General features: G+C 62.1%; 21 protein-coding genes. 4 read left to right on the top strand and 17 right to left on the bottom strand.

Annotation, left to right across the window (positions count from 1 at the left end):
* Nucleotides 1-17: 17 nt before the first annotated feature.
* The 4 genes from NS1_RS13960 to NS1_RS13975 form a co-directional block, all read right to left on the bottom strand.
* Complete coding sequence (locus NS1_RS13960; RefSeq protein WP_062984816.1) at nt 18-2147, bottom strand: Rv1355c family protein; 2130 nt, start codon at nt 2145-2147, stop codon at nt 18-20.
* Nucleotides 2144-2824 carry a hypothetical protein gene (locus tag NS1_RS13965; protein ID WP_157125209.1) on the bottom strand — a complete coding sequence of 227 codons (681 nt, stop codon included), beginning with the start codon at nt 2822-2824 and terminating at the stop codon, nt 2144-2146. The genes NS1_RS13960 and NS1_RS13965 overlap by 4 nt, the downstream gene beginning before the upstream one ends.
* Nucleotides 2825-3065: 241 nt before the next feature.
* Nucleotides 3066-3506 carry a hypothetical protein gene (locus tag NS1_RS13970; RefSeq protein ID WP_056813908.1) on the bottom strand — a complete coding sequence of 147 codons (441 nt, stop codon included), beginning with the start codon at nt 3504-3506 and terminating at the stop codon, nt 3066-3068.
* Complete coding sequence (locus tag NS1_RS13975; RefSeq protein ID WP_056813911.1) at nt 3503-3946, bottom strand: GyrI-like domain-containing protein; 444 nt, start codon at nt 3944-3946, stop codon at nt 3503-3505. The genes NS1_RS13970 and NS1_RS13975 overlap by 4 nt, the downstream gene beginning before the upstream one ends.
* 130 nt (nt 3947-4076) lie before the next feature.
* Between NS1_RS13975 and NS1_RS13980 the strand changes: the two genes are divergently transcribed.
* Nucleotides 4077-6422 (top strand): glycosyltransferase family protein, encoded by a 2346-nt coding sequence (locus NS1_RS13980; RefSeq protein WP_255284527.1) that lies wholly within the window; start codon nt 4077-4079, stop codon nt 6420-6422.
* A gap of 241 nt (nt 6423-6663) precedes the next feature.
* On the opposite strand, the gene NS1_RS13985 is transcribed toward NS1_RS13980, so the two are convergent.
* Nucleotides 6664-7590, bottom strand: a complete 927-nt coding sequence (locus NS1_RS13985; RefSeq protein WP_235569384.1) for an alpha/beta hydrolase — start codon at nt 7588-7590, stop codon at nt 6664-6666.
* Between the two features lie 324 nt (nt 7591-7914).
* Here NS1_RS13985 and NS1_RS13990 point away from each other — a divergent pair, with 324 nt between their 5' ends.
* On the top strand, nt 7915-9399 hold the full coding sequence (locus NS1_RS13990; protein WP_062984820.1) for an MDR family MFS transporter: 1485 nt from the start codon (nt 7915-7917) through the stop codon (nt 9397-9399).
* Between the two features lie 67 nt (nt 9400-9466).
* On the opposite strand, the gene NS1_RS13995 is transcribed toward NS1_RS13990, so the two are convergent.
* Nucleotides 9467-11056, bottom strand: coding sequence for a glycosyltransferase family 39 protein (locus tag NS1_RS13995; protein ID WP_062984821.1), 1590 nt, complete (start codon nt 11054-11056; stop codon nt 9467-9469).
* Between the two features lie 1370 nt (nt 11057-12426).
* Nucleotides 12427-12966, bottom strand: coding sequence for a helix-turn-helix domain-containing protein (locus tag NS1_RS14000; protein WP_062984823.1), 540 nt, complete (start codon nt 12964-12966; stop codon nt 12427-12429).
* Nucleotides 12967-13610: 644 nt separating this feature from the next.
* Between NS1_RS14000 and NS1_RS41325 the strand changes: the two genes are divergently transcribed.
* Together NS1_RS41325 and NS1_RS14015 are read left to right on the top strand one after the other, a co-directional pair.
* Nucleotides 13611-13967: an NAD(P)-dependent oxidoreductase gene (locus tag NS1_RS41325; protein ID WP_211300397.1), complete on the top strand. Its 357-nt coding sequence runs from the start codon at nt 13611-13613 to the stop codon at nt 13965-13967.
* Between the two features lie 27 nt (nt 13968-13994).
* Nucleotides 13995-14564 (top strand): Rossmann-fold NAD(P)-binding domain-containing protein, encoded by a 570-nt coding sequence (locus tag NS1_RS14015; protein WP_062984825.1) that lies wholly within the window; start codon nt 13995-13997, stop codon nt 14562-14564.
* Between the two features lie 53 nt (nt 14565-14617).
* Here NS1_RS14015 and NS1_RS38585 read toward each other — a convergent pair whose 3' ends face one another.
* The 10 genes from NS1_RS38585 to NS1_RS14070 form a co-directional block, all read right to left on the bottom strand.
* Nucleotides 14618-15415 (bottom strand): alpha/beta fold hydrolase, encoded by a 798-nt coding sequence (locus tag NS1_RS38585; protein WP_169812772.1) that lies wholly within the window; start codon nt 15413-15415, stop codon nt 14618-14620.
* Nucleotides 15416-15554: 139 nt separating this feature from the next.
* Nucleotides 15555-16187: a hypothetical protein gene (locus NS1_RS14030; RefSeq protein WP_084503714.1), complete on the bottom strand. Its 633-nt coding sequence runs from the start codon at nt 16185-16187 to the stop codon at nt 15555-15557.
* Between the two features lie 30 nt (nt 16188-16217).
* The gene (locus NS1_RS14035) at nt 16218-17174 is read right to left on the bottom strand and encodes an MlaD family protein (RefSeq protein ID WP_063816134.1); all 957 of its coding nucleotides are present in this window, start codon (nt 17172-17174) and stop codon (nt 16218-16220) included.
* On the bottom strand, nt 17171-18238 hold the full coding sequence (locus NS1_RS14040) for an MlaD family protein (RefSeq protein ID WP_245914573.1): 1068 nt from the start codon (nt 18236-18238) through the stop codon (nt 17171-17173). Before NS1_RS14040 ends, NS1_RS14035 begins: the two co-directional genes overlap by 4 nt.
* Before the next feature lie 20 nt (nt 18239-18258).
* On the bottom strand, nt 18259-19362 hold the full coding sequence (locus tag NS1_RS14045; protein ID WP_062984835.1) for an MlaD family protein: 1104 nt from the start codon (nt 19360-19362) through the stop codon (nt 18259-18261).
* A 2-nt stretch (nt 19363-19364) separates the two neighbouring features.
* On the bottom strand, nt 19365-20285 hold the full coding sequence (locus tag NS1_RS14050) for an MlaD family protein (RefSeq protein WP_169812774.1): 921 nt from the start codon (nt 20283-20285) through the stop codon (nt 19365-19367).
* Nucleotides 20286-20392: 107 nt separating this feature from the next.
* Nucleotides 20393-21409: an MCE family protein gene (locus NS1_RS14055; RefSeq protein ID WP_062984839.1), complete on the bottom strand. Its 1017-nt coding sequence runs from the start codon at nt 21407-21409 to the stop codon at nt 20393-20395.
* Nucleotides 21406-22398: an MlaD family protein gene (locus NS1_RS14060; RefSeq protein ID WP_062984841.1), complete on the bottom strand. Its 993-nt coding sequence runs from the start codon at nt 22396-22398 to the stop codon at nt 21406-21408. Before NS1_RS14060 ends, NS1_RS14055 begins: the two co-directional genes overlap by 4 nt.
* A gap of 66 nt (nt 22399-22464) precedes the next feature.
* Nucleotides 22465-23331, bottom strand: coding sequence for an ABC transporter permease (locus tag NS1_RS14065; RefSeq protein WP_062984843.1), 867 nt, complete (start codon nt 23329-23331; stop codon nt 22465-22467).
* Entirely contained in the window at nt 23332-24066 is a 735-nt protein-coding gene (locus NS1_RS14070) for an ABC transporter permease (protein ID WP_084503715.1), read from the bottom strand.
* Nucleotides 24067-24370 lie beyond the last annotated feature (304 nt).

A 24370-nucleotide genomic window follows, 5' to 3' on the forward strand; every position in this document is an offset into this window, starting at 1 on the left:
TCCGATCGTGCTATCTGTCAGTTCCCTGGACCGAGTACCGGGAGCCTGGCGCTCCGTACTGTCGGCGCGGGCGCATAGCTCAGTCGTAATACTGCCGTGACCGTCTCGTGCCCGGGAATTCCCATCAGTGCGGAGAACCGTTTGTTGATCGAGGCCAGTGTATCTGTGAATCCTGCCGATACGTTGCGCAAATCGTTGTCGTCACGGGCGTAGAGGAAAACCGGCGACATCGGCTGCACCGCGAGGCCCAGCTTCTGCGCGGCAATCCATACGCGCTCCACGGCAGAACCGCCGCGCACATAATCGGTCAGATCGGCGTCGATTCCGGCCGGGCAGGTGATCGCGATCAGCGCGGACCCGGACGAAATGCGCTGGTACGCGTAGTCACCCAGTGCCACACCACCGGACCAATCCCGCAGGTAGGCCATCACATCGGCGCGTGCGCCGATATCCAGCTTGGCCTGCTCGTCGGCAGCCAGCTCCATGGTTCGCAGATCGAGGCCCGTACGTAAATCGTCGGCGGGCCAGCGCAATTCACCGAACATCTCCGCGTGTAATCGGGGCGTCAGGTAGCGGACGCGGTCGGATTCGGCGAGCAGTTCCGCGACCTCGCCGAGCGCCGCGCGATCGACGAGCCCGTGCACGATCGAACCTTCGGCTGCAGCCGAAATAGACAGTGCGTCAAGCACTTCCGGATCCAAAGGGCGACCGTCGCCGAGGTGCCGATTGGTGGCGCGCGTGAGCATCCCCGGGTAATCGGCGGCCAATTCCGGGTCAGCGCGCGCACCGAGCCGCAGGAGAGCGGAGACCGGAGCCGTACCACCGAGCACGATCTCATGCGTTCCCAGCAAACCCTGAGCTGCGGCGGCTACGCGGGCGTTGTAGAGGGCGGCACCGAGCGCTACCGCACTGCCCCGGAATCCGATATCCATCCCGGAAGTGCGTGCCGGGTCGACAGCGAGGTGCACGACGGAGCCGTCGACATGCACCGCCCACGGTTGCGCATTCCCGCCCGACGGTGCGCGCTCGATGCTGTGCAGAATGCGCGCGATCGGCGTATGCGGCTCATCGGACTCGACGAGCGGTGCGTCGGCGGTGAATATCCGGTCACCGCGATCGGGTTCGCAGAGTCCGTCGAGCTCCCGCTCCAAGTCGATGCGAATTCGACCGGACGGCAGCGCCTGGTCGAGGCCGATCCGGCGCACCGCGGTGGCGATGATCGCCGCGCCGAGCCCGACATCGCTGCCGAGCTGGGGCCAGGTGGTCACCGTCTCGTCGATTTCGGTGAGGCTGGCGGCAAGTCGTGCCGAGAGCTGATTCGGATCGAGAATCCGCATCACATGCGGGGCCTTGTCCCTGTTCGATAATCCGCGCAGGTCGGACTCCATCGTCTCGCCGAGCAGACCGTGGAAGGGCGGCCGATCAGGTTCGAGATCGAATCGCTCGACATCGAACAGACCTCGGTCGTTGGTCTCCATCAGCACCGGAATGCGGTGGCGCCTCGCCGCCTCGCGCGCGGCGAGCTTCACGTCGAGGGAATCGCACACCTCGACCACCACCGACAGGCCGGTCAGGAATTCGTCTATCGAGGACTCGTCGACGCCCGCCGGAAAGATCTCGACAGGCAGGTATGGATCGAGTTCGGCGATCCTGCGCCCGGTGACCACGCACTTGTTGAGCCCGATGTCGAACAGACCACCGGGAATGCGATTCAGATTCGACAGTTCGACGGTGTCGAAGTCGGCGATCCGCAGCAGTCCACAGGTGCCCTCCAGCGCGATGACGTAGGCGATCTCGTGCCCCGCGCTCTGTCCGATGACGCCGACCGCCTGCCCGCGAAGCTCTCGCTGCTCGACGATCGTCACCTTGTTCCGGTTACGGTCCTGCCGAATCGCGCGAAACGCGGGAGCGCCGACGATGGCGACCAGCGAGGACCGCCACGGGTAGTACACCCAGCGATCATCTGCCGGATCCGCCTCGGGTGCGGCTTTGAGCCGGGCCAGCTCCGATCGCATCGCGGGACGCAGATCGATGACCGAGACTCCGGGGACTTCCCGTATGCGGGCCAACTCGGCCGCGTCGGCAGGGACAGCGTCATCGAGCACCAACGGTCGAAAGATGTCGGCGGGTACGAGATCTCGAATCATGAGCGTCGCGCTTCGAGTAGCTGCGCACGCTCGGCATCGATCAGCTCCAGCTGCGCCGGCGTCGCCGCCGAGAGATCGGACAGGTCCCACCACACCGGCACGGTGGTGTACCGCTCGTCCGGGTAGGACACCGCGGGGATGCCGGGATCGGGTCGCGCTCCACTCGATCGATAGGAATCGAGCTGGTGCAGGGGGCTCACACCGAAGCCGTACCGCACGTCGAGCAACCAGGTGACGTGCACGACGCCGCGGGCCACCAACGCGCCGAGTTCCGGCCTGCGCGGGACCGACCGCGTGGACCACCCACCCTTGGATTCCACGACCCCGCTCGGCACCTTGGCTTCGACAGACGCACGCAACGCGGCCTCGCCTGGAGTACCGAGCCACGGGCGGAATCCGGGGATGTCATCGGCGCTCGCGTGTGGCCCATGAGTGCGCAATCCGGCCACCACCGAGCCGTCGGGGTCGATCGCGGCAAGGAATACCGTCGTCGAACTGCCGTCGGCGAGCGATTCGACGTCGAGCGCGTCCTGAACTCCGTAGTGCCGGTAACCATTCAGCGCACCCTCGAGGTACTGATTCCACAGCGCTGGATCTTCCCGAGGGGAACAGATGCGGACATGACATCCAGAACTGCTGTCGAGGTACCGCAACCCGCCCGCATTCGCACCAACCACCCGGTCATCCGAGCCGGTGTGAGCCGACACCCTCATACAACTCCGTACCTACACCCACGTCGGCTTAGTCCGACCAGCCAAAGATTTCCTACGCAGTATCCGTCATTACGAAGGAATCCACCATACGAGTGGCTAATTTTCCGGAAACCTTCTGAGCCAGTTGAAATAATCCCAGGTCAGAACGGGTGAATGCGCGAAAGGCGAACGAGTCAAGACCGATCGGTTCGAATTCGGCTAACTTTCAGCTATCGACAGTGATCGACACGAACAGTTCCACCGTGTCGGGGCCGTGCCACACTTCGATCTCCTCGCGGTAGGCGCGGGAGATCTCGGCCGACGCCGTCGCGTCGTCGACCTGGGCCCACACGTCTTCCACCGGGTCGTGATAGTCACCGTTGGGCGCGAAACGGGCGTAGATGCCCTTGGGAACGCGCAGCATGAGATCGCCCACCGGCACGTCGGCCGGAGTCGCGTATTCGCGCGCGACCAGCGCGTTCCAATTTCCCGCCGGATCGGGGACGTAGACCGTGTGCAGCGGTTCGCCGGCGCCGGGCCGGTCGCGCAGTCGGTCCTTGAGGAACTCGATCAGATCGCTGTTGCTCACTTTGAAGCTCGGATGCACCCGGGGTACGGCCAGGCCGCCGTACAGCGCCGCGCCACGGACCACGATCGAATAGGTCATCGCGGGTCGACCGCCAGGTACAGGTCGATCTTGTAGGCGTGCGGGTAGCACTCGAAATCGCCGGTGAAGGTGCGCTTGATCTGGTTGTGCTCCTCGGCGTAGGCGATCTGGGTCCACAGATCCGTCATCACCTGCGGGAAATTGCCGACCGAGGAGAAGCGCGCGTACGCGCCGCGCGGCAGCCGAGCCGCCAGATGTCCACGAGTCACCTGGTCGAGTGATTCACACTGATAACCCACGATCTGGGTGTTGTACGTGCTCAACTCGCCGGTGTAGTCGGTGTAGGCGCTGGCCAGTGGCCCGCCGAGATCCTGATGCAAGACCGCCGACCATGCCGCTTCGAGGTCACGGTCGCGCAGCTCACCGAGTGCGCGTTTGGGACTGCGAACCGGAAGACCGGCCACCCAGGTCTCGTCCCGCTCGACGATTTCGAACTGCAATTGATGACTCTCTCGAAGGGTCCTGCTCGGGTTGCGCAATGCTATCAAACCCCACCCTAACCATATCTGAGCTGGACAAATGTCCACCACCGCCGAATGGACGTCTGGCGCTATTGTTCGATTCATCTCCATGCCCTATGCTCCCGCGCTCGTGTGGGTACGCGCGGTGCTGGAGCCGCGAAAACAAGTCGTGGGTTGGGCCGGTGTCGTCATCGCGGCCGTGCTGGTCGGATATCTCGCTGTACTGCTGGGGGATTCGCGGCACTTCTACACCGACGACACCGAGGCGCAATACGTGCCGATGTGGCAGTTGCTCGGTACCGAATTGCGGGCGGGCAGATTCCCGGCGATGGTGCCGTGGGAATGGATGGCGGGCAATTACAGCCTCGAAGAGGCCGGACTCTACAACCCCGCGCAGTTGCTGGTGTACCTGCTGGCGCCCTCCTTCGACAATCTCGCGCTGTACGCGACCGCCGTGAAATTCGTGTTCTCGGCGATCGCCGCGCTCGGCGTCTTTCGCATCTGCCTGGCCTACGGCGCCCGCGCGCCATGGGCCGCGGTCGCCGGCGTGGCGTTTCCGTTCAGCGGCTGGTTCCTGTTCTTCGACGAGGCCAGCTGGTTCACCTCGCAGACCGGCACCGCGTGGCTGGTGCACGCGTGGGCCTCCGCGGTGCTCTACGCCCGAGGGCGGACCGGACCGATTCCGCTGTTCGTGTTCCTGTACCTCGCGCTGACCATCCAATACGCCTTTCCCGCAGTCGAATCCGGGCTGATGATCGCGACGGTCGCCGCGGGCGAGTACCTGCACCAGCGTCGGTGGGCGCCGGTATTGCGCCTGCTCACCGCGTCCGGCCTCGCGGTGCTCGCGTCGATGATCGCGAATCTGCCGATCCTGCTGTCGTCGCAGGCCACCTGGCGCGGTGACGTCTCCACCATCCACAACGACCCGTTCCTGACCGTGCCGTGGTCGGAATCGCTCAATGCCAGCCTGCCCAGCACCGTGCCCGCGTTCACCGCGTGGTGGGGGCATGTGCAGCCGCTACCGATGGTCTACATCGCGTGGTTCGTGATTCCCGCGCTCGCGTTCATCGACTGGAAGGCCGCCGCGCGCGCTGCCGCGTCCTGGAGCGGGATCGCGCTGTTCGCGGTGGCGACCCTGATGTGGACGGCCGGGCCGGGCGCGATCGGTCCATTGCGGTGGCCGGCGCGGGTGTTGCCGATGCTCGCGATCGCGTTGCTGGTGCTGGTGTGTGTGCTGATCAGTCGCTACGGGGATTTCTCGTCGTCGCGGCGGCGTTACGCGGCGGCGGGCGCGCTGATCGCGTTGCTGTTCATCCGATCGTTCTCCGCCGCACCGAAACTCGTCGAACGGCATGCCCTCGCGGTGTTCGTGGTGCTCGGTCTCGGAGCCGGAGTGGTGTGGCTGGCCCGCACGCGCGGGATCGCCGCCGCGGCGGCGTTGACCATTGTCGCGACGTTCCCGATCGCCTTCGTCCAGGTGGCGTCGGCGCCGCGGACCCCGATGTCGTACGGATTCGCCGAGCAGCGCTCGGACATGACCGCCGCGTTCCCCGATTTCGGCGGGCGCACACTGCAATTGGCGGACCGGATCATGGTGCGCGACGAAGAGCGAACGCTCGCAGGCACTTACGGCTCCATCGCATTGGGCAGCTACGCCAAGAACCTGGGGCTGCAGTATGTGAACGGGTACACCCCCGTGGGGCACGCGGCCTTCGCCGGCTTGCTGTGCATGGCATGGGACGGCGGCACCTGCCCCGACGCGTACAAGAGGGTCTTCGCTGTCGAACCGTCGACCGACACACCGATCGTCGATTTGATGCGGCTGGATCGCATCGTCCTGCAGCGCAGTCAGTATCCGAACGCGGGAAACGACCCGGCCCCCGCGGGCTGGAAGTTCGTCCACTACCCCGGTCACGAACACCAGATCTGGGTACTGGAACGACTGAACCCACTACCCTCCCCCGGCGACCTGATCGCCCATGAATCCGGCGTCCACGCCAGCGTGATGCCGGAAGCCGGCCTCACCAACCGCGCCACCGTCTCGTCCGGGACCGGCGGCCGAATCGTGTTGTCCCGCCTGGCCTGGCCCGGCTACACAGCCACCCTCGGCAACAGCGAAATCCCCATCCGAGCCGTCGCGGGAACCTTCGTCGCGGTGGACATTCCCCCCGGTACCCGCAACGCGACCCTCACCGTCACCTGGCGCCCACCCGGCCTGTCCATCAGCCTCACCACCGCCCTGCTGGCCCTGATCGGCATCGCGACCCTGCAGTGGTTGTTCCGCCGCACCCGCCGGCACAACCCACCCGAAACCCCCGAACCCCACCCCTCGACCAATCCCCCGACCCCCCAACTGGTCACCGTGATACCCACCCCACCAACCCCATCTCCCACTCAGCCCACCCCAGCCGATCCCTGTCTTCAACAACCCACCCCCAGCACTCCTGCCCCCTAGGAACCCACCCCCAGCACTCCCGCCCCCTAGGAACCCACCCACCGCACTCCCGACCCCTAGGGAGGGACGGCCACGAAGTGGCCGGTCCGCGGCCGGGTCGCCGGTCAGGCGCCGTTGCGTAGGCGACGAAGGAGCAAGCAACGGTGCCTGACCGGCGGCCCCTCAGGGCCGCGGACGCGCGCGCGCCAGCGCGCCAAAAACACAGCGTCAAACCGTCCGGGACTACTTCTCACCCGATCTCTCACCCGATAGCGGCCGCCAAATGCGGCCAAGCCTCATGCAAGTCAGCCTGAAACTGCCCCCACGTATGCGACCCGCTCGGCCGATGCACATGCACAGCCGGAATCCCCAACTGCCCCAACCGCCCCGCGAAAGCAGCCGTGCACGCCCCCGCGAGAGCCTCGATCGGCGGCATCGGCAAACCCCGATCCTGCGCACCCGGAACCCCCGTCGCCGCGGACAGGAAAACAGCCTTCCCCGCGAGCCGCCCCGCGTTGGCGAAGACGTCGTGCTCCTGCCACCCCGGCCCACCGGGCAGCCCCCACATATTCCCCGGATTCCCACCGCCACGCACCGCCTGCGCGCTGGCCATCGCGATCCCCATCGGATCCGACGCCCACGGGCAACCACTCAGCGCCGCCACCGCGGAAAACCGCGAACCACTCCGAATCGCGAGATCCAGGGCCGAGGACGCGCTCATCGACACACCGGCGATGGCATTGCGCCCACTCGTCTCGAGCGCGCCGTCGATCACCCCGGGTAACTCCTGCGTCAGATAGGTCTCCCACCGCACCCGGCCCACCCCGGGGTCATCGGAGATCCAATCGGTGTACAGCGTGTACGCGCCGCCGACCGGCATCACCACATTCACGAACTTGTCGGCGAAGAAGGTGCGTACGTCGGTGTTGTCCCACCACGAGATCCCGTCCGCCCCACCACCGGCCCCGGTGAGCAGATACAACGTGGGCGCCCCGGCCCCCGCCGCCTTGATCACCTTGTTCTGGATGACCCGCCCCATCGCGGGCGAGTACACATCGATCTGCGCGGACCTGCCACCCAGCGGCGCCTCGCCCGCCACATAGGCCCCTGGATCGGCCGATGCCTTCGCGCCCCCGAGAGCGGCAACAATCGCGCACACCACAGCAAGCCACGTTCTCGATGCAGTCACCTCATCGGTATACCCCGCATTTCGGGCGCCACTCCGGGAACACACCGGCGCGCCGCATGTCGAGATCGGGCAGTGACCAGGCTCACCATCCCGCCCGAGATTAGCTTCGATATCCCCGGGACCTGCGACTTTCGATACGTTCGCGCTGACGCGAATCCGGAAAACCAGGTGATTTGTGTCGTACCCGCCCGGAATACTGACCGGCGCCCGATGAGTTGGACGGACGGAATCCGTCTTCTCTCTTGTGGTGCCGGGACGTCGTCTACTCGGCATCGGGCCACAGCTCACGCCCCGCCGTACCCATGTCCTCCGGAGGTTACCCCGATGCCAGCCGATCTATCCACGCCGACGACGAAGGGCAAGACACCGACCGTCATCCGCGTGCTGGTGCTCGCGACCTTCGTCGTCATCCTCAACGAAACCATCATGATCAACGCGATCCCGCGGTTGATGAGCGATCTCCACGTCACCGAGGTCGCCGCGCAGTGGGTCTCCACCGCGTTCATGCTCACGATGGCCGCGATCATTCCCACCACCGGCTGGTTCCTGCAGCGGGTCACGACCAGGCAGGCCTACGCGGCCGCGATGGGCGTGTTCATCGCGGGCACCGTGATCTCGGCGCTCGCGCCGACGTTCCCGGTGCTGCTGGTCGGCCGCGTCATCCAGGCGGGCGGCACCGCGGTGATGATGCCGCTGCTGATGACCACACTGATGACCGTTGTGGCGGAACAGGACCGTGGTCGCGTGATGGGCAACGTCACCCTGGCCATCTCGGTGGCGCCCGCGATGGGCCCGGTCATCTCCGGCCTGATCCTGCAGATCGACATCCCCGGCATCGACTCGTGGCGGCTGCTGTTCGTGGTGATGCTGCCGATCGCCGGTCTGGTCACCTGGCTGGGTCTGCGTCAGCTGGAGAACGTCGGCGAGCCGCAGCCCGGCACGCTCGACCTCCCCAGCGTGGCGCTGGCGGCTCTCGGCTTCGGCGGATTGGTGTTCGGGCTGAGCAAGTTCCACGGTGACAGCTACACCACCGCGGCACTGATCACCGCCGTCGGCGTCGCGCTGATCGCGGCGTTCGCGCTGCGTCAGATCAGCCTGCAGCGCAACGGAACCCCGCTGCTGGATCTGCGCGTCCTGCTGCAGGGCACCTACACCAAGGCACTGGTCCTGATGTCGATCGCGTTCCTGGCGATGATGGGCTCGATGATCCTGCTGCCGCTGTACCTGCAGAACCTGCGCGGTCTGAGCCCGCTGGAGACCGGCCTGCTGGTGATGCCGGGTGGTCTGGCGATGGGTCTGCTCGGCCCGACCGTCGGCAAGCTGTTCGACAAGTTCGGTGGACGCCTGCTGGTGATCCCCGGCTCGATCGGCATCGCGGCCTCGCTGGCCGGTTTCACCCAGATCTCGATGGACATGCCGTACTGGCAGCTGCTCGGCCTGCACATCCTGCTGATGGTGTCGCTGGCCGCGACGTTCACTCCGGTGTTCACCCTGGGCCTGGGCGCACTGCCGATGCACCTGTACTCGCACGGCAGCTCGATGCTGGGCACCATCCAGCAGGTGGCGGCGGCCTTCGGTACCGCACTGGTGGTCACCGTCATGTCGGGCCGCAGCACCTCGCTCATCGAAGAGGGCACCCCGGCGGCCGTCGCCACCCTCGACGGCATGCGCCTGGCCTTCCTGATCTCGGCCACCCTGGCCCTGGTCGTGATCGCCATGGCGGTCCTGCTGCCGAACCGCGCGGCGACCGACCCGCACGCCGCACCCGTGCAGGACGAGGCGGACGAGCCGGAGCTGGTCAAGAACTGACCTCCCGGATCCAACGACGAACCCCCGGCCACCTACGCGACCGGGGGTTCGTTTGTGTCGTCCTCGCTCAGTGCGTGGGTCGGGTGGTGGTCCGACCGTCTCGCCAGAGGCCGAGATCGAAATACAGCGTGGTCATGGAATCCCACATGGTCGACCACTGCTGCTTCGGACCCTTGCAGACCCAGACGGCGGTCATGCGGTCGATGCCGGGGATGCCCATGGGATCGTCGAGGTGGACTACGCGCTCCACCTCGGTGAATCGGGTGCGCAGTTCGTGTTCGGCGGTGTCGAGTCCGACGTAGACCACCGATGTCGCCGAGTCCGGTGGCGGGCCGAAGAACCCGAAGCCACGGCTCGGGCTATAGGTGGCGGGTAGCCCGTACTGCCTGCCGAACTGTTCGACGGCACCTGCTTGCGGATAGCCCTGCGCGACGATGACGGCGTCGGCCTTTTCCGCAGGCGTCAGCGTGCGGTAGCCGTCGTTGACCGCGGAAACCATCAATGACCAATTGGTGTTTCCGAAGAATGCAGTTCGGAGTCCGAGGTCGATCGCGTCCTCGGCCTGTGTGCGCCAACTGGGCGCGAGGGGTATCACCGTGAGTGTCACGATGGTCGTCAGCACCGAGATTCCGGCGATCGGAACCAGCGCCACATTCATCCACCGTTTCCGGTCGTACTGCCAGAGGCCGACGGCGCCGAAGGCGAACATCGCGGGAAAGAGACCGCCCGGATAATAAGGACGTCCATGCGTGATCATGACAAACGCGGTCATGATCACAAGTGCCACCGCGATAAATAGATACGGGCGCAGCGACTCCTGCGTGAAGGCCGCCCAGAGTCCGATAGCGAGCAACAATGTGCCCAGGATGCCGGCCAAGATGGGAAACTGCGGAAGAAATCCCACCGGACCGTAACCGGTGGCGTCCTGCTCGGCTCCGATGACCGCACCCATTGCCAGCTGTGGCCAATTGTGTTGTGACTGCCAGTAAAGAATCGGGATCAGGGACGAAGCGAGAATGCCGGTCGCCACCCACAGCGCGGGGCGGCGCAGGATGTCGCGGGGACCGCACAGGATGACCGCCGCGCCCAGGCACGCCCAGACGATGGGGATCATCCACTTCACCTGCATATCAAGGGCGGCGACCAGTCCGGCTACGACGATCAGCCGGTCCTGGCGCGTGCGAACCCAGCGAATGAACAGCCAGGTGATCACGGCCGTGAAGGTGGCATCGAAGGAGAACGTGCTCAGCACGACCTGATTGGCCGCCAGTCCCGACAACGCGTACGCGGCCGCGGCGAGCATCTGAACGCGGTGGCTGCCCCGGAGTTCGTAGGCGATCAGTGCCGCCACGACCACCGCACCCACGCACATCAGGACAGCCGGGAAGCGCAGGGCCGTCACCGATCCCGGTGCGAGCTGGTCGGCGATCCAGGCGAACATCGGCACCACCACGCCCTGATCGGCATAGGTGTAGTCGAGTCGCCGACCGGCGGAGAGGAAATAGAGTTCGTCACCGAAGTAGTCGTAACGGCCCGCCGTTGCCGTCAGTGCGATCGCGGCGATCGAAGCGATCAGCGCGACGCCACGATACGCGAACGACGGATGGGTATTCGGTATTTCTTCGGGCTCGGTACGAACCTCGATGACCGCTGTCATGAACTGCCTCTGATGCTTTCCAACAGACGCGTTCGACGCCCCTCCCGATGGTGACGTCACATCTGTTCGCTGGTGAAACGATTCCTCCCCGGCAGCGAACTTGGTGAGCGAGCGCTCGCGGTCCTGCGCGGATCATGTGATTTACCGGAACGTTACTGCCATTCAGCAGCGTCCGCAAATACATCGACCTGCACAGCAATAGCCATTTTTGGTCTATCGGCTACCACTTGGTCAGCGTTACCGATGTGACCGATATTACGGTTTATACAGTTTGCGAATAGGTTTAATCCGCCGCTGTACAGCAAAATGAAGCTTTCACAATGAAATTCGACAAATACCGGCACCGAAATGAAAAGGGCTATTACTCACCAGTAAATATTCATCAATGGATCGTGCCATAAAAATTGGGGGCATGCGATCTATCCGTGTCGCGCCTAGAGTGCGCGCCACGGCGAAGGGGCGGCCGATGTTCGCCAGGTACAGAGAAAGGGCCCGGTCGGTGACCGGGCCCTTCTGGGGGTGGAGCTAAGGGGAATCGAACCCCTGACCTTCTCGGAGCGCGCGGCATAGACAACCGTGGCCCACTCTGGGCAACCATCGTCTACCAAATCAGCATGCCTACCTGGGGAAATACGCTCCGATACGACAACTATCGACAACGCTGGACAACGCTCGACAACGGCGTGTCCAGCCAAATTAGTGGTGACATAGTGGGGTCCCCGCCCGCTGCCACCGCGTTGGAGAGCCACTCGCCCTGCGTCGAGATCGACGATCGCGCACCCCAGATCGAGGCCGCCTGAGAGTGTGCCAAGCCATACGAGCGATCGGCACGGCCCCGCCCGACCCGATCCACACGTGATGATCAACACACCACCTTCTGGCCGAGCCGTGTATCTCGCCGCAACGCCGCATCGCCGACAGCCACTAGCACCCAGCGATCGCGCGTCACACACCCGAGCATCGCACTCACGACCTTCTCGAAAGACGCCGTGCGGACAAGCAGAGAAGTCGAGCTGAGTTCCCGAATGGCTCACATGCAGGAGCCGTCTACACGGCATCAACGGCTCTCGACGATCGTCCTCTGTACGGGGAGCAGATCGAGGGACGAAAGCTCTTACTCCGGCGAGCGGGGCCAAGATCACGTGAGCCACGATCGCAGACCGATTGACGCTAATGCCGTGGCGCCGACCCCCACGATCCCCGCCAGGCCACGCCTGCGCGGCAGGCGCCTTCAGAGCACGCAACGTGAGGTGGCCGACGCCCGCCCGACGACATCGAGAGCTGGGACAACAGCCATTTCTCGCGCGATTGGATTCACCCGCCCCACCACAGCTGATCCTGTGCTCCCCCGATCAGGGTGCATACGCACGTTAACCCCCAAGATCGACACTGTGCGCACGCTCGTTCAGCCGTGCGCACAGTGCAACTGACCGTGTGCACCCGCACTCGACCGGTGCGCACGCCGAGAAGTCCGAGAAATTCTGCCGTGCGCACACCCTGCAACGCAATGTTCTCGGCGCTGCACCCAGCAGATACGTAATCTCGCACGACAGGGAGGCACGGGCGAAGCGATCCATCCGCGACCGTCCGGACCCGTTACCTTCGTGCTGGGTCGTCGTCAGTCCGAACAGGTACTCGGTCACCCCTTGGGGAGTGAGACCGAACTCCTTGGCAATGTCGCGCACCGTCATCCCTTGCCCATGCAGGCCGGCGAGCACTTTACCCAGCACCTGTGACGATTCGTGGACAAGCGCCGAGCCTGGGCGCGCGGAGCGGACTCCGCGCTTGCTCAATTCCACCAACGCTGCGCGATACGTCCAGTCAGCTATCAAACCCAGCGCATGCAGCCGGTTCGCCAGCGCTGTCGCGGACACGTTCCATCGAGCCTTGGCACGGATGACCTGCGCCACGCTAGGGTTTCGCAGTCCCACCGATAGAACATCATGGCGACTTGAGCAACGCGTTAGCGAACTGATCGCCGCAGCTTCTGCCTCGCACCCGTGCGGCACAGCATGAATGCCGTGAATACACAGGTGCCCGAGGTCGTGAGGTGCATCGAACCGTAGCCGCTCGGCGGTGGTGTCGAGGAAAACGAACGGAGTATTGCGGCGGTAGAAGCTGAAGGCATCGACGTCTCAGCGCCGCGGTCGGCCTCGCGGTGATCATGGCGCTGGCAATGGTGGCCCACGCGCGCTGGAAGGAGCCCGCCGCGATCGTGTTCAACCTTGCCCTGCTGGAAGCCGCGGTGTTCGTCGCTTGGGGACGTTTCGGCCCCTACGCCTCCTGACCACCCCGATTCCCGAAGGAGGACTCGTATGAATGTCACTGTTTTCGGGCCACCGGTTCGCTGATGGTGGAACGGCTGCTCGCGGCCGGGCAGACCGTGACCGCCTACGCCCACAACCCGCCAAGATCCCTTCTCGCTGGGGTGAGCAGGTGAAAGTCGTGGTCGGCGAGGTTTCCGATGCAGTGATCAGCGCGTTGGGCCCGAGCATGGACCGCAAAGCCAACCGGGACCCCGCTGATCGAGGGCACCAGCCACATCCTGGCGGCGATGAAGCGTCACGGTGTGGGCCGCTTCATCGGCCACGCCACTCCTGCGGTACTGGACCCGCGGGGGTCCCCGACCTTGATCACCGGGTTGATCGAGTTCATGCCGCGCACGTTCATGCCCCGCGCCTACGAGGAGATCACCGGCATGTCGAACAAGATCATGCCCTCGGGGCTGGATAGGACGATCGTGCGGTTCATCGCCCCCCAAGGACTGTGCACCGAAGGGCCATATCCGGTCAGGTTCTTCGGCACCGACAAGCTCGGCTTCGCGATCACCCGCGCCGGCATCGCCGCCTTCACCGCCGATCAGATCGGCGAGAGTCGCTACCTGCATCGCGCAGCCGCCATCAGCAACTGACCACCGTCGAAACCTGAACGGAGACCTGTGTCCATCGTCATCACCGTTACCTGCGGTCACCTCGGCCGAGCAGCCGTCGAAGCCGTCCTCGACCGCAGCACCGACCCCGCCGAGGTAATCGCCGGTGCCCGCGACCTGGCCAAGATCATTGACCACGCCGCCCGAGGGGTGCACACCGCGGTCATCGACTACGACGACCCCACCACCATTACGCCGGTGTATATGTTCGTGCTGATCTCGGGCACCGCCCTGGCCAACCGCGACCGCCAGCACACCGAGGAGATCGCTGCCGTCGCCAAAGCCGGTGCCGCGCGGATCATCTACACCAGCGGCCTCAAAGCCGACGACACCGCGCTGTCGACCGCGGCCATGCACCTGCCCACAGAAGACGCGTGCGTGCCAGCGGGGTGTCGTTCACGATCCTGCGCAGCGGCTGGTACAGCGAGAACTACGGCCGCGACATCATCCCCACCGTTCGCGAGACCGGTGCCGCTGTCGAGCACCGGCGACGGTGTGGTCGCTTCGGCGTCGCGCCGGAATCTGGCTGAAATCATCGCCGTTGTGGTCACCACCGAGGAGCATCAGGGCAAGACCTAAGAGCTGTCCGGCGACACCGGCTGGGCCTACGACGAACTCGAGCCTCCATGCCGCTATGCAACGTCGCTGTCCGAGTACGCCATTGGCATTGTCAATCCCAGTAGGTGGGCCGCAATCTCACCGCAACGTTCATAGGGTAGGAAGTGTCCGGAGTTCGGGAAGATGACCAGGCCGCTCCTTGGTACGCGACGGTGTATCGCACGAGCGTGATAAACGGGAGTCAACAGATCTCGCGAACCTGCGAATACGACGACACGGCAGTCGAATCGATCCAGTGCCGAGTACCGATCATGGGACAGGATCGAACGAGTCAGCTGTGCGACGCTGCGAGGATTGCTGCTCGCCAGCTGCCCTACCGCTCGGTTCAGGTCGTGGCGGAATGGTCGGTACCCGAACAAGACGGCGCGTGTCAGCTGTCGCACGATGAGCAGCGGCCGGGAAGGGATCACGAGAAGCGGTGCCACAGTCAACGCCAGCGATACCAACCATGACCAGAACCCGCGGCGCATCAGTCGTCCGAGGATATCTCCGGCTCCAGTCGCCACGAACGCGACGCCGACGACTCGCGCTTCGAGCACCATGCTGTCGCGTTCGGCCAACGCCATCAATGTCATTCCGCCCATGGAATGACCGCCGAGCACGATCGGGCCGACGGGTGCATATGCGGAGATGACTGCAGCGAGATCGTCGGCGAGAAGCTCCAGGCTCGCTGGAGCAGATTGCGACTGCCCGTGTCCTCGATGGTCGTAGGCGAGTACACGTACGGTGGGATCCGCCGTGACGACCAGTTGTGCGACGTCTTCCCAACTCCCATGAGAAAGAGCCAACCCGTGTGCCAGGATGATTGTCACTCTCGGGCTCGTCGATCCCCACTCGGCGATATGTAAAGCAGGCCCAGAGTCCCGCTCCAGCGTGTAGTTTCGGGGAGCAACAAAGATCGTAGATTTCGAGGTCATTATTTCAGTTCCCTGCTACTGACAGTGTCGCCGGCTACTTGATCGGAAGGGCCATGTCAACACCGCCGACATCCGTGATCTTCCAATCCGCGTTCTTGTCTAGCGTCACCGTGTAGGTGACGGTTGTTTGCGCACCCTCCGGGGTCTGCACACTGGTCGATGTCACACTCAAGAAGACGTTCACAACATAAACACCAGCGTCTTCCGATTTCACTTTCGCGGCGATGGGGGTCGCGTTCGAACTCCACTTAAGCGGAAGTACTATGTCTTTGAGTTGAGGGGCAGTGAGGTCGAACTTGTTCGTTAGGGCGGGGGAAGTATTCGATTTCAGATTACGTACCCATCCATCGAAGTTCTGATAATCAATATTGGACGCGCCAACAGCGTACTCGGAGGCTACTTCTTCAGCCCTTTCTTCCGCGGACGCAATGGAGTCAGTTTCTCGCAGCTCATTCCTCGTCGAGAGCCACAACAAAAAGCTAACAGACATCCCAACGACAAGTGTTACCACTATCACCCCGACAATGATCGAGCGCAAGTCCACCGACAGCGTTCTTCCCGGACCAAACCGGTTCCTGATCTCTACGACCGACTCTGGCGGCATATCCAACTTACTGGATACGCTCTCCGTTCGGCCGTCGATGTTGTCAGCGGTTTCTATGGGCATGAATATCTCCTCGGATAGCGTGTTTCAGTCCTATTTGATGCCGATACGCACATTTAATGCACTGTCTCCAGTCGCGCTGAGAGCACGTGATATCAAATCGCTTATGTCTATCTGTGGTATGGACATCGCCGCGCTGTCCGCCAGCGGCTGAACGGCTGGTGCCAATTCTTGCAAGTCGGGTCCAATGCGGCTGAGATATTCCGTGACCTCGCCGAGGAAAGGTACGACGCCGTTGCCTTGCAAGTAGTCGTCCGGCATGGTGCCGATACGGGCCAGCCGGGCGATGGAATCGGCGATGAGAGCACCCCACATTCCTGCCTCGTCCCACAAGGGACCAGCGGCTTCCATCCCGGGCCCGGCCCAAGCCATGTCCGCGCCCATCGTCTGTAGATCGACGAGGATGCTGCGGATGGCGGGCGACCTACTCAGAATCGTCTCCGACAACAGTGTCGTCGAGGCTGCCAGCCTCGGCATAACGGTGTCTGTTCCCGTCAGCGCTTGATCCAACGTCTTGACGATGTTGCTGATCGCCTGTGGATTCAGTTGTTCAAGCAGCCCCGTAACAGTCTGCGCCACGTCTGGAATCGAACGGGGCAGTACTACTTGTACCGCGTCGAGGCGCTGGCCATCGGTTAGGTAGGGACCGGCGCCGTTCTTGGGCACGAACTCGATATACGGCTCACCGAGACCTGATAGGTCTTCGACTGTCGCGGTCCCCGTTGCCGGAATTCGGTATCTCGACTCGAGGGCTAGTTGCATTTCGACACCACGTTCGACTTTCTCTATCGACGCGATCTCTCCCACCTTCACACCACGTAGAAGTATCGGTGAACCCACCAGCAGACTTCCCGCCTGGGGAACACGCAACGTCACGTTGATCGAGTCGCTGAAGACATCTATTCGCAATACACCGAATGCGAGATAACCGACGCCCAGAGTCAAAACCGACATGATCGCAACGAGGGATAGTGCCGAACTCAGTTTCATCGCACTGCTCCGATCATACGCAATGCCGATAAAATCCCAGCGATCCGGTCGGCTTCGGATCCGGGAGAGCCTTCGGCAGTCTCAAGGCCGATAACATTAACCTTCGGTCCGTGCTCCACGAATGGAATGACCTTTTCGCGCAACAACGCAATGATCTTGTTCAAGTTCGACGGGGCTGAGAGGTCCAACGGCCGGGACGTGAAAAGGAGTGGTATAAAGGCACGGGCAGCCGCGTCGCCTGACTGCGCCAGTGGACCGATCCATCGGAGGGAATCTGCCAGTAGCGTGAATCCATCGTACAGTGAGATCAAACCGATCATGGACGTCATCGACGCAGCCGCCTGATCCACTCCAGAATCTGTAAGCAGATACTCCAACTCGGGTGTTCGGCTCAGCACAGCATCGGTACTGGCCCGCAGTCCACCCAGCAAGGCGTCGACAGCATCCAGGTGCTGTGCCAAGTCTTCGATATCGGCACCCAGCACCTCCGAGATCGAGGCAGTCTCCCGTGTATCCGCCGGAAGCACCGAGTTCACGCGGTTGATGATCTCCTGAGCCTGCTGTATTCCACCCCCTTGGACAAAGGTCGCCAAGACGTTCATGGTGTCCTCAACCTGAAGCAACGGCTTAGTTTGTCCTCGATCGATTGTGGAGCCCGGCGCGATGAGGCCACCTCCGTCGGCCTCCGGCGTGATCAACGCTATGGAGACGTCACCCAATATGGTCGGCTGGCGGAGCTCAGCCGTAGTTCCAACAGGCAACCGCACCGATTCGATGATTTCCACGTCGACCACGACGTATCCGTCGTTATCTTTCCCGGCATCGATCACCGCAACATCGCGGACAATTCCGGCACGTAGACCGTCGACCGTCACTCGTGCTTGTGACGGCAGGTTTAGCGTATTGGCGAACTCGATTCGGATACCATAGCGGTCCCCCGATATCCCAGTCCCAGGGACAGGAATCGCAGCTGGATCGAATCCGCAGCCGGGGACAAGGCATACAAGTGCCACAGCGGCCGCGGTCACGAATTGCGTCAGGCAGGTCCGGGAAGGAATGGCCACCGCATGTACTCTCAGATTAATCATCGCGCACCTGCCACTCCGAGCACCAAGGGAATCAGAGACACATTCGTCAACCCGTCCTCGGCAGTATCGCAACGGCCCTGTGCGACAAGGCCGATCGCAGCACATATTCGGTCAGCATCAGCTTGGGGCATGGCCACCCTAGGTGCTGCATACGTCAGAACGGGTCGACCGCTGTGCGCGTCGGTTACGTCCACGAAGGCTTGCAGCAGCGGCGGCGCCATGTCGACAATGTCCCTCATTGTACCGATATTCGCGCTAGCGAGGCGAGCGAGGGGAACTGTCGCATCGAGACCTTGGAGGATTTGGTCACCGAACATGGTGGTGATTTCGTTCAGCCATGGCACGATAATTCGCAATGAGTCGATGATCGAGACTGTTCGCGCGAAGATTCCGTGGTCGATCACCGCCAGCCCCGGCGCCAAACGGGTGATCATGGATTCGATATCTCCCCATCCACGCGCGACACTATTCATCAAGATGTGCAGCGAATCTATGAGTGCCCCGAGGTGTCCGGCGGCAGCGCTGGAAGAGCCGAGCGCTCGATCGAGTGTGCGGATTATTTCGTTCATTCTCGGACCGGTGCCGGACAACGAGCTGTCGAGTGCGGCGATTTCCTCGGATAGCTGCCCTCGCTGTGCCGGATCACTCCCATTGTCGATTTCTGCTGCGAGGGCACCCAACGCATCGAGTGTCTGTGTCATGCTCTTCGGAGTCAATGTACGGGAAATGCACTTCCGGGGATCCCATTCAGCATCGGATTCGCTGTTGTCGAGAATAGCAAGGGAGCGATCAGCAACGATGGTGTCTGACAGGGTAGTGGCCGATACCTCACCACGCGGCGAATAGTTGGCGTCCACCTCGAAACCAACCTGCACCGCATCACCACGGGGTTCGATGTGCGTCACCGTGCCAACTCTGACGCCACGAATGGTGACGTGGTTTCCGGTGTACAGCCCAATTGCGTCCGGCATCGTTGCACAGTAGTGCCGCATCGTCTTGGGCGGATTGAGTACCGCGAAGTACCCAGCAACCAATATCGTGCACATAGCCCCGACGCCCAGGACGGATATGAGACCGCGGGAGGCCAGAATCCTATTCATCCTTAGCAGTCCTTTCCAGGGACGGGAATACAAACCGATTGCGCAACGACAACTGATGCAGACTGGTCAACAACGACGCCATCTTCTGAGGAAGCGATCGGCTGCAGTCTCGACATCAAGTCCCGAGTGCTTGTGATGATCTGCCCCATACCTTCGCCCAGACGGTTCAGTTCGGGTATGACCTCGGCCAGACTTCGGGCGATGGAATCCAGCCTTGACCGGTACACCGGCTCGAGTGCCGCGATCCGAGACAGAAGCTGTTCCATCAACCGGACTGCCTCGAAAATCTCAGCCCTTTTGCCGAGCCCCACCGTCTCCATAAGGTTGACACTTGCGATTAGTTCCCCGAGGATCGCCTTCGAGTTATTGATCGCACTGATGTACTCGTCGGCCATCGCAAGCGTTTCCGACACGTCCCGACTCTGACGGTCGAGAATTTCGACGAGCGATGTGAACGCATCGACTGCTCGCTGGATCCCTGCCGGCCCGGAGGCGATCGCGCGATTCATGTTAGTCAAGTTCTGCCGTAAGGTGTCGCCCTCGATATCCGCGATCGGCTGTGCTGCATCTTGAAAGGTCCGACCGAGGCTGTATGGGAGATGCACTCTGTCAGAAGGTATCGGGGCGCGAAGCGATGAAGTCCCTGCTGATGTCACGGCGAGATAGTGCCCACCGATCAGAGTCAACATTCGGACGTCGAGACTTGTCTGATCGCCTATGAAAATATCATCGTCAATCGTAAAGCTCACGCGGACGTCCTTCCGACGCAGCTCAATCGATTTCACGGCACCGACCGGAACACCGGCGATACGGACGTCATCGCCGACCTTTATGGACCCGAGTTCCGACATCTCGGCCCAGTACGTCGACTGGCCGAATGGCACCACGTACACCAAAACGCTCGCTAGCAACGCGACACCCATCAGGAACGCTCCGACGAAGCCCCATCGCAATTCCCGCAAATCACGTGATGAGGCGGCCGTTGGCGCCCAGCCAGCGAATCTCCCGGCTATCCTTACTAGTTTGGCTATCATCCTTTGCATATCGATATCCTTTGTCCCGTGATCATCACCTGGAAAGGATCCGGACTGTCTACGTTCCCGTTCGAACAGTTTCGGTTCACGACAGGACTATCGGACGGAATCCAACTATTCAGGGTCTGGAGCATCGCTGGCAGTTTTCGGAGTACTTCGACTGCCTGTTGAGGATCTGGAAATATCGCCCGCAGCAGCGTATCGGCGTCCGGATTGCTACCAGGAGTCAACCCAATCGCGTCGAGGAGGCTGTTCAGCGGCGCGATCACGTCTGGAGCCATAAGAGCGAATTCGACGATTCCATCCACCTTGCTACGTAGCGTTGAGACAACCACCGACAGCTCCGAAACAAGCTGCACCAGATGTGAGGATCGACCGCCGAGATGGTCAGATATCTTTTTCAGATTAGCCACCAATGCGGTAATCACTGCCTGTCGGTCCATCGTATAGCTGGACAACGTCTGGATAGAGTCGAGAACCGAACCGATACCCGAGCCGTCTCCTTCTATAGCGGCGATCATGTTAGTAGCGAACTTATTTACTGCTGCTGGCGACAACTCGCTCAGAACCGGTTTCAGCCCGTTGAATAGGGCTGTGATGTCGAATGACGGGATGGTTCTGGAAGCCCCGATCCTACTGCCTGCCGCCAACTCCGCCGTGACTGGCGATGATTGTTGAACATCGACGTAACGCTGGCCCACCAGACTCTGATATCGTATCGCCAGGACGGTGTTCTCGTATAAATTCCGATCGCGTTCGACCATGAACGTAACGATTGCGCGACCATCCTCAAGTGAGATCGAAAGCACTTTGCCTATGCGGACACCGTTCATCCGAACATCGTCTCCGGACTTGAGACCGTTCGCATCGACGAATTCCGATGAGAACTGCTTAGTCCCTCCTGAGACGGGGCGTTGCACAGTCTGCGCGATTGCTGCGAGCAGCACTGCGATCACGACTACAGAAACCGCGAGCTTCGCGACTACCACCAATAGGCTGCCATGCCTGTTCATCGACCACCTCCGGAATACGGTGACGGAACGAACGTTCCCGGCGAGGACGCCGCAATCGCGGGCACTAGATCGAGAATCAGTTTGATACTCAGTGCCGGGCCACTAGGTGTCGACGTGAACGACCGATCCAGACGCGACAGTATCTCGGAGAGTTGCATGCTCGAAACACCAGGCGTCGAAACCATTCGGCTGCCACTTGCAAGAACCGGCGTGAGCATTACCGCGTACTCTGACAGATGAGCCTGCGCCGTGAATAGCGTTCCTGCGAGGGCGGGGAAGAAGCGTTGGCCTACAACACTGACTGTGGCGTCGAATAGCTCGCGTTGGCTATTCAGAATCTCGATGGTGGTGAGCCGATATATCAGGCCTACCGTGCCGTCGATCATCGATGCGCTGCCGACAAGCATCGAGCCATACTGTTCCAGCAACTCCGATACCGGCACAGAGCGTGTCTCAGCAACGTTCCGGCCGGATACCACAATCGCCTCCATGAGTGGCGTGAATTGGCGGGCCGCTGTAGCAACCCGCACCAGCACGTCGGTGAGTTCCGGGGTAAGAAGGCTTCCCGTGGTCTCGGCGACTGTCCGAATCAGTACACCCATGGTCGCATCTCGCTGCCTGTCAGATCGAGGACCCGTCAGGTCGATAACAACGCCGTCTCGCAGGGGCGCGCCCCCAACGCCCGGTTTCAGCGCAACCTCGCTGATACCGAAAAGATTAGACGGCGAGTAGTCTACGAGAAGGCTGTCGGTGAGCCCGCTCGAGTTTGCTCGATCAAGCATCAAAGTCACCTGTTTCGCCCCATCACCTGAACCGATGGCAGTGACGGCACCGATGCCGACACCGTCGAACTGCACCGGCGTACCCACCCCGACGCCGTCTCCGATTTTCTCGGTGCGCAACACCACAAGCATTCGGTTGTCGCCGCGGGCCGCGTTGCCAACTGTCCAAGCGGCCGCTACTGACAGTGCCGTCAGCACGGCGACCATACCGACAATAATCGACGATCGCTTTGTTGCCGATACTCCCGGCATTTCATATCGAGACATCGGCGCTCACCCTGTGAATTCGATCGCGGAGTTGACACCCCACAAGAGCATGGTCAATACCATGTCCAGACTGATGATCGCCACAAAACTTGCCCGGACGGCGCGGCCGGACGCAATTCCGACGCCTTCCGGACCGCCTGTCGCGAAGAACCCTTGATAACTGTGAATCAAAATTACAGCCGTTCCGAATACAAGAACCTTGATCACCGCAGCAGTGATATCCCACCCGCTGATGAATTGATAGAAGTAGTGATCGTAGACACCTGCGGCCTGGCCGTGCAGCTGGACGATCACAGTCCGGCACGCCGCATAGCTGAGGATTAGAGCAATAAGAAAAGTCGGAACGATGGCGACCGCGCCGGCAATAATCCTGGTCGTTACCACGAAAGGTATCGATCGCAATCCAAGCGATTCGATGGCGTCGATCTCCTCTGAGATCCGCATCGATCCAATTTGCGCTGTTATACGACACCCAGCTTGTGCGGCGAATCCGACTCCTGCCGCGATCGGCGCCAGCTCTCGGGTGTTGGCGAAGGCTGAGACAATGCCTGACACTGGCCCCATACTGATGAGATCCAGAGTCGCGAATGACTCGACGCCGACCGAGCCGCCGATGACCAGTCCCAGCACCACCAGCATCGGGACCGTTCCACCGCCCACGATGATCGAGCCTTGCCCCCACGTCATATCCGTGATCGCGCGCATTGTCTCCGCTCGATATCGTTTGAGCGTGAACGGTATCGCCGACAATGCCTGCCAGATGAAATTGAGGACGAAACCTAGGAGCTCCACCGGAACGACACGGTGCCCGAGTGACGTCGCAGTTCGCCGGGCCTTCACTAGCCGCGGGGGGGTGTACTTCATCTCCGACATCTATGCCAGCCTTGTTGGAAGGAACATTGAGACCAACTGAGTGACCAATAGATTCACGACAGCGACAGAGACGACGGAGAGAACAACCGCCGCGTTCACGCCATCCGCTACTCCACGTGGACCACCTTTGGCCTCAAGACCCCGCTGGCACGCGATCATCACGACGATGAAGCCGAACAGGACAGACTTGACAATCGACACGCCGATATCCGCCATTACGGTGAAGGATCCGAAGGTTCCCCAATAGCTTCCGGGCGTCACCCCCTGAGGACCGACCGCGACTGCATATCCCGCCACGACCCCTACGAAGATGATCAAGACATTGAGCATCGGTGCAACGAGAATCATCGCCACCATCCGAGGAATTACGAGGCGATGCATAGGACTTATGCCCATTGTTCGCATGGCGTCGATCTCTTCACGGATGTTGCGGGCGCCCAAGTCGGCCGCGATCGCGGCCGCGCCAGCCGCGCCCAGCAACAATCCTGTCGCCATGGGGGCACCCTGTTTAATTACCCCCAAACCGCCAGCTGCACCGAGCAGTGAATCTGCGCCGATTTGATGGATCAGATTCCCGACCTGAACCGAGACGATAACCCCGAATGGCACGGCCATTAGGATTGCCGGAATTGCGGTAACAGTAATCAAGTACCAGGATTGATACAGCGCCTCACGCCATTGAAACTTAGATCCGGCAATGTCACTCGCGGCACCCAGCACGGCTGAATACGCCATCCGCGTAGTCCGACCAAACGTTCGGAGGCCAGAGACCACTGTTCCGGATAAATTCTCGCGAATTACTCGGGCCGACGCCGACAACTCACTACGCGCAGGCACCACGGCAGATTCCCATCTCGTCTCTCGCATCGTTGCCCGACGTCGCGGCGGGCGCAAAGAACGCATCGGTTCGGCTGATCTTGCACTCGACGTGCTCGGCTGGTGCTGGCCGGAAAGCTGTGCCTTGCTGAGTTGTGACCAAGTGCGCCATCACGACCACGACACCTCCATGTGTGCTACGGCAAGTACTAGATACTTGAGG

The sequence above is a fragment of the Nocardia salmonicida NBRC 13393 genome (assembly GCF_001613085.1).
Classification (GTDB): Bacteria; Actinomycetota; Actinomycetes; order Mycobacteriales; family Mycobacteriaceae; genus Nocardia; species Nocardia salmonicida.

Bases quoted from the DNA above. Each gene is read 5' to 3' on its own strand.
- NS1_RS14030 (WP_084503714.1), bottom strand. From the start codon at position 16,187: ATGCCCATAGAAACCGCTGACAACATCGACGGCCGAACGGAGAGCGTA.
- NS1_RS13990 (WP_062984820.1), top strand. From the start codon at position 7,915: ATGCCAGCCGATCTATCCACGCCGACGACGAAGGGCAAGACACCGACC.
- NS1_RS14035 (WP_063816134.1), bottom strand. From the start codon at position 17,174: ATGAAACTGAGTTCGGCACTATCCCTCGTTGCGATCATGTCGGTTTTG.
- NS1_RS13970 (WP_056813908.1), bottom strand. From the start codon at position 3,506: ATGACCTATTCGATCGTGGTCCGTGGCGCGGCGCTGTACGGCGGCCTG.
- NS1_RS14060 (WP_062984841.1), bottom strand. From the start codon at position 22,398: ATGGTCGCCGTGCTGACGGCACTGTCAGTAGCGGCCGCTTGGACAGTT.
- NS1_RS13960 (WP_062984816.1), bottom strand. From the start codon at position 2,147: ATGATTCGAGATCTCGTACCCGCCGACATCTTTCGACCGTTGGTGCTC.
- NS1_RS14055 (WP_062984839.1), bottom strand. From the start codon at position 21,409: ATGAACAGGCATGGCAGCCTATTGGTGGTAGTCGCGAAGCTCGCGGTT.
- NS1_RS14070 (WP_084503715.1), bottom strand. From the start codon at position 24,066: ATGGCGTATTCAGCCGTGCTGGGTGCCGCGAGTGACATTGCCGGATCT.
- NS1_RS14050 (WP_169812774.1), bottom strand. From the start codon at position 20,285: ATGGGTGTCGCGTTGCTAGCGAGCGTTTTGGTGTACGTGGTGCCATTC.
- NS1_RS13980 (WP_255284527.1), top strand. From the start codon at position 4,077: ATGCCCTATGCTCCCGCGCTCGTGTGGGTACGCGCGGTGCTGGAGCCG.
- NS1_RS41325 (WP_211300397.1), top strand. From the start codon at position 13,611: ATGAAGCGTCACGGTGTGGGCCGCTTCATCGGCCACGCCACTCCTGCG.
- NS1_RS13995 (WP_062984821.1), bottom strand. From the start codon at position 11,056: ATGACAGCGGTCATCGAGGTTCGTACCGAGCCCGAAGAAATACCGAAT.
- NS1_RS14045 (WP_062984835.1), bottom strand. From the start codon at position 19,362: ATGAATAGGATTCTGGCCTCCCGCGGTCTCATATCCGTCCTGGGCGTC.
- NS1_RS14065 (WP_062984843.1), bottom strand. From the start codon at position 23,331: ATGTCGGAGATGAAGTACACCCCCCCGCGGCTAGTGAAGGCCCGGCGA.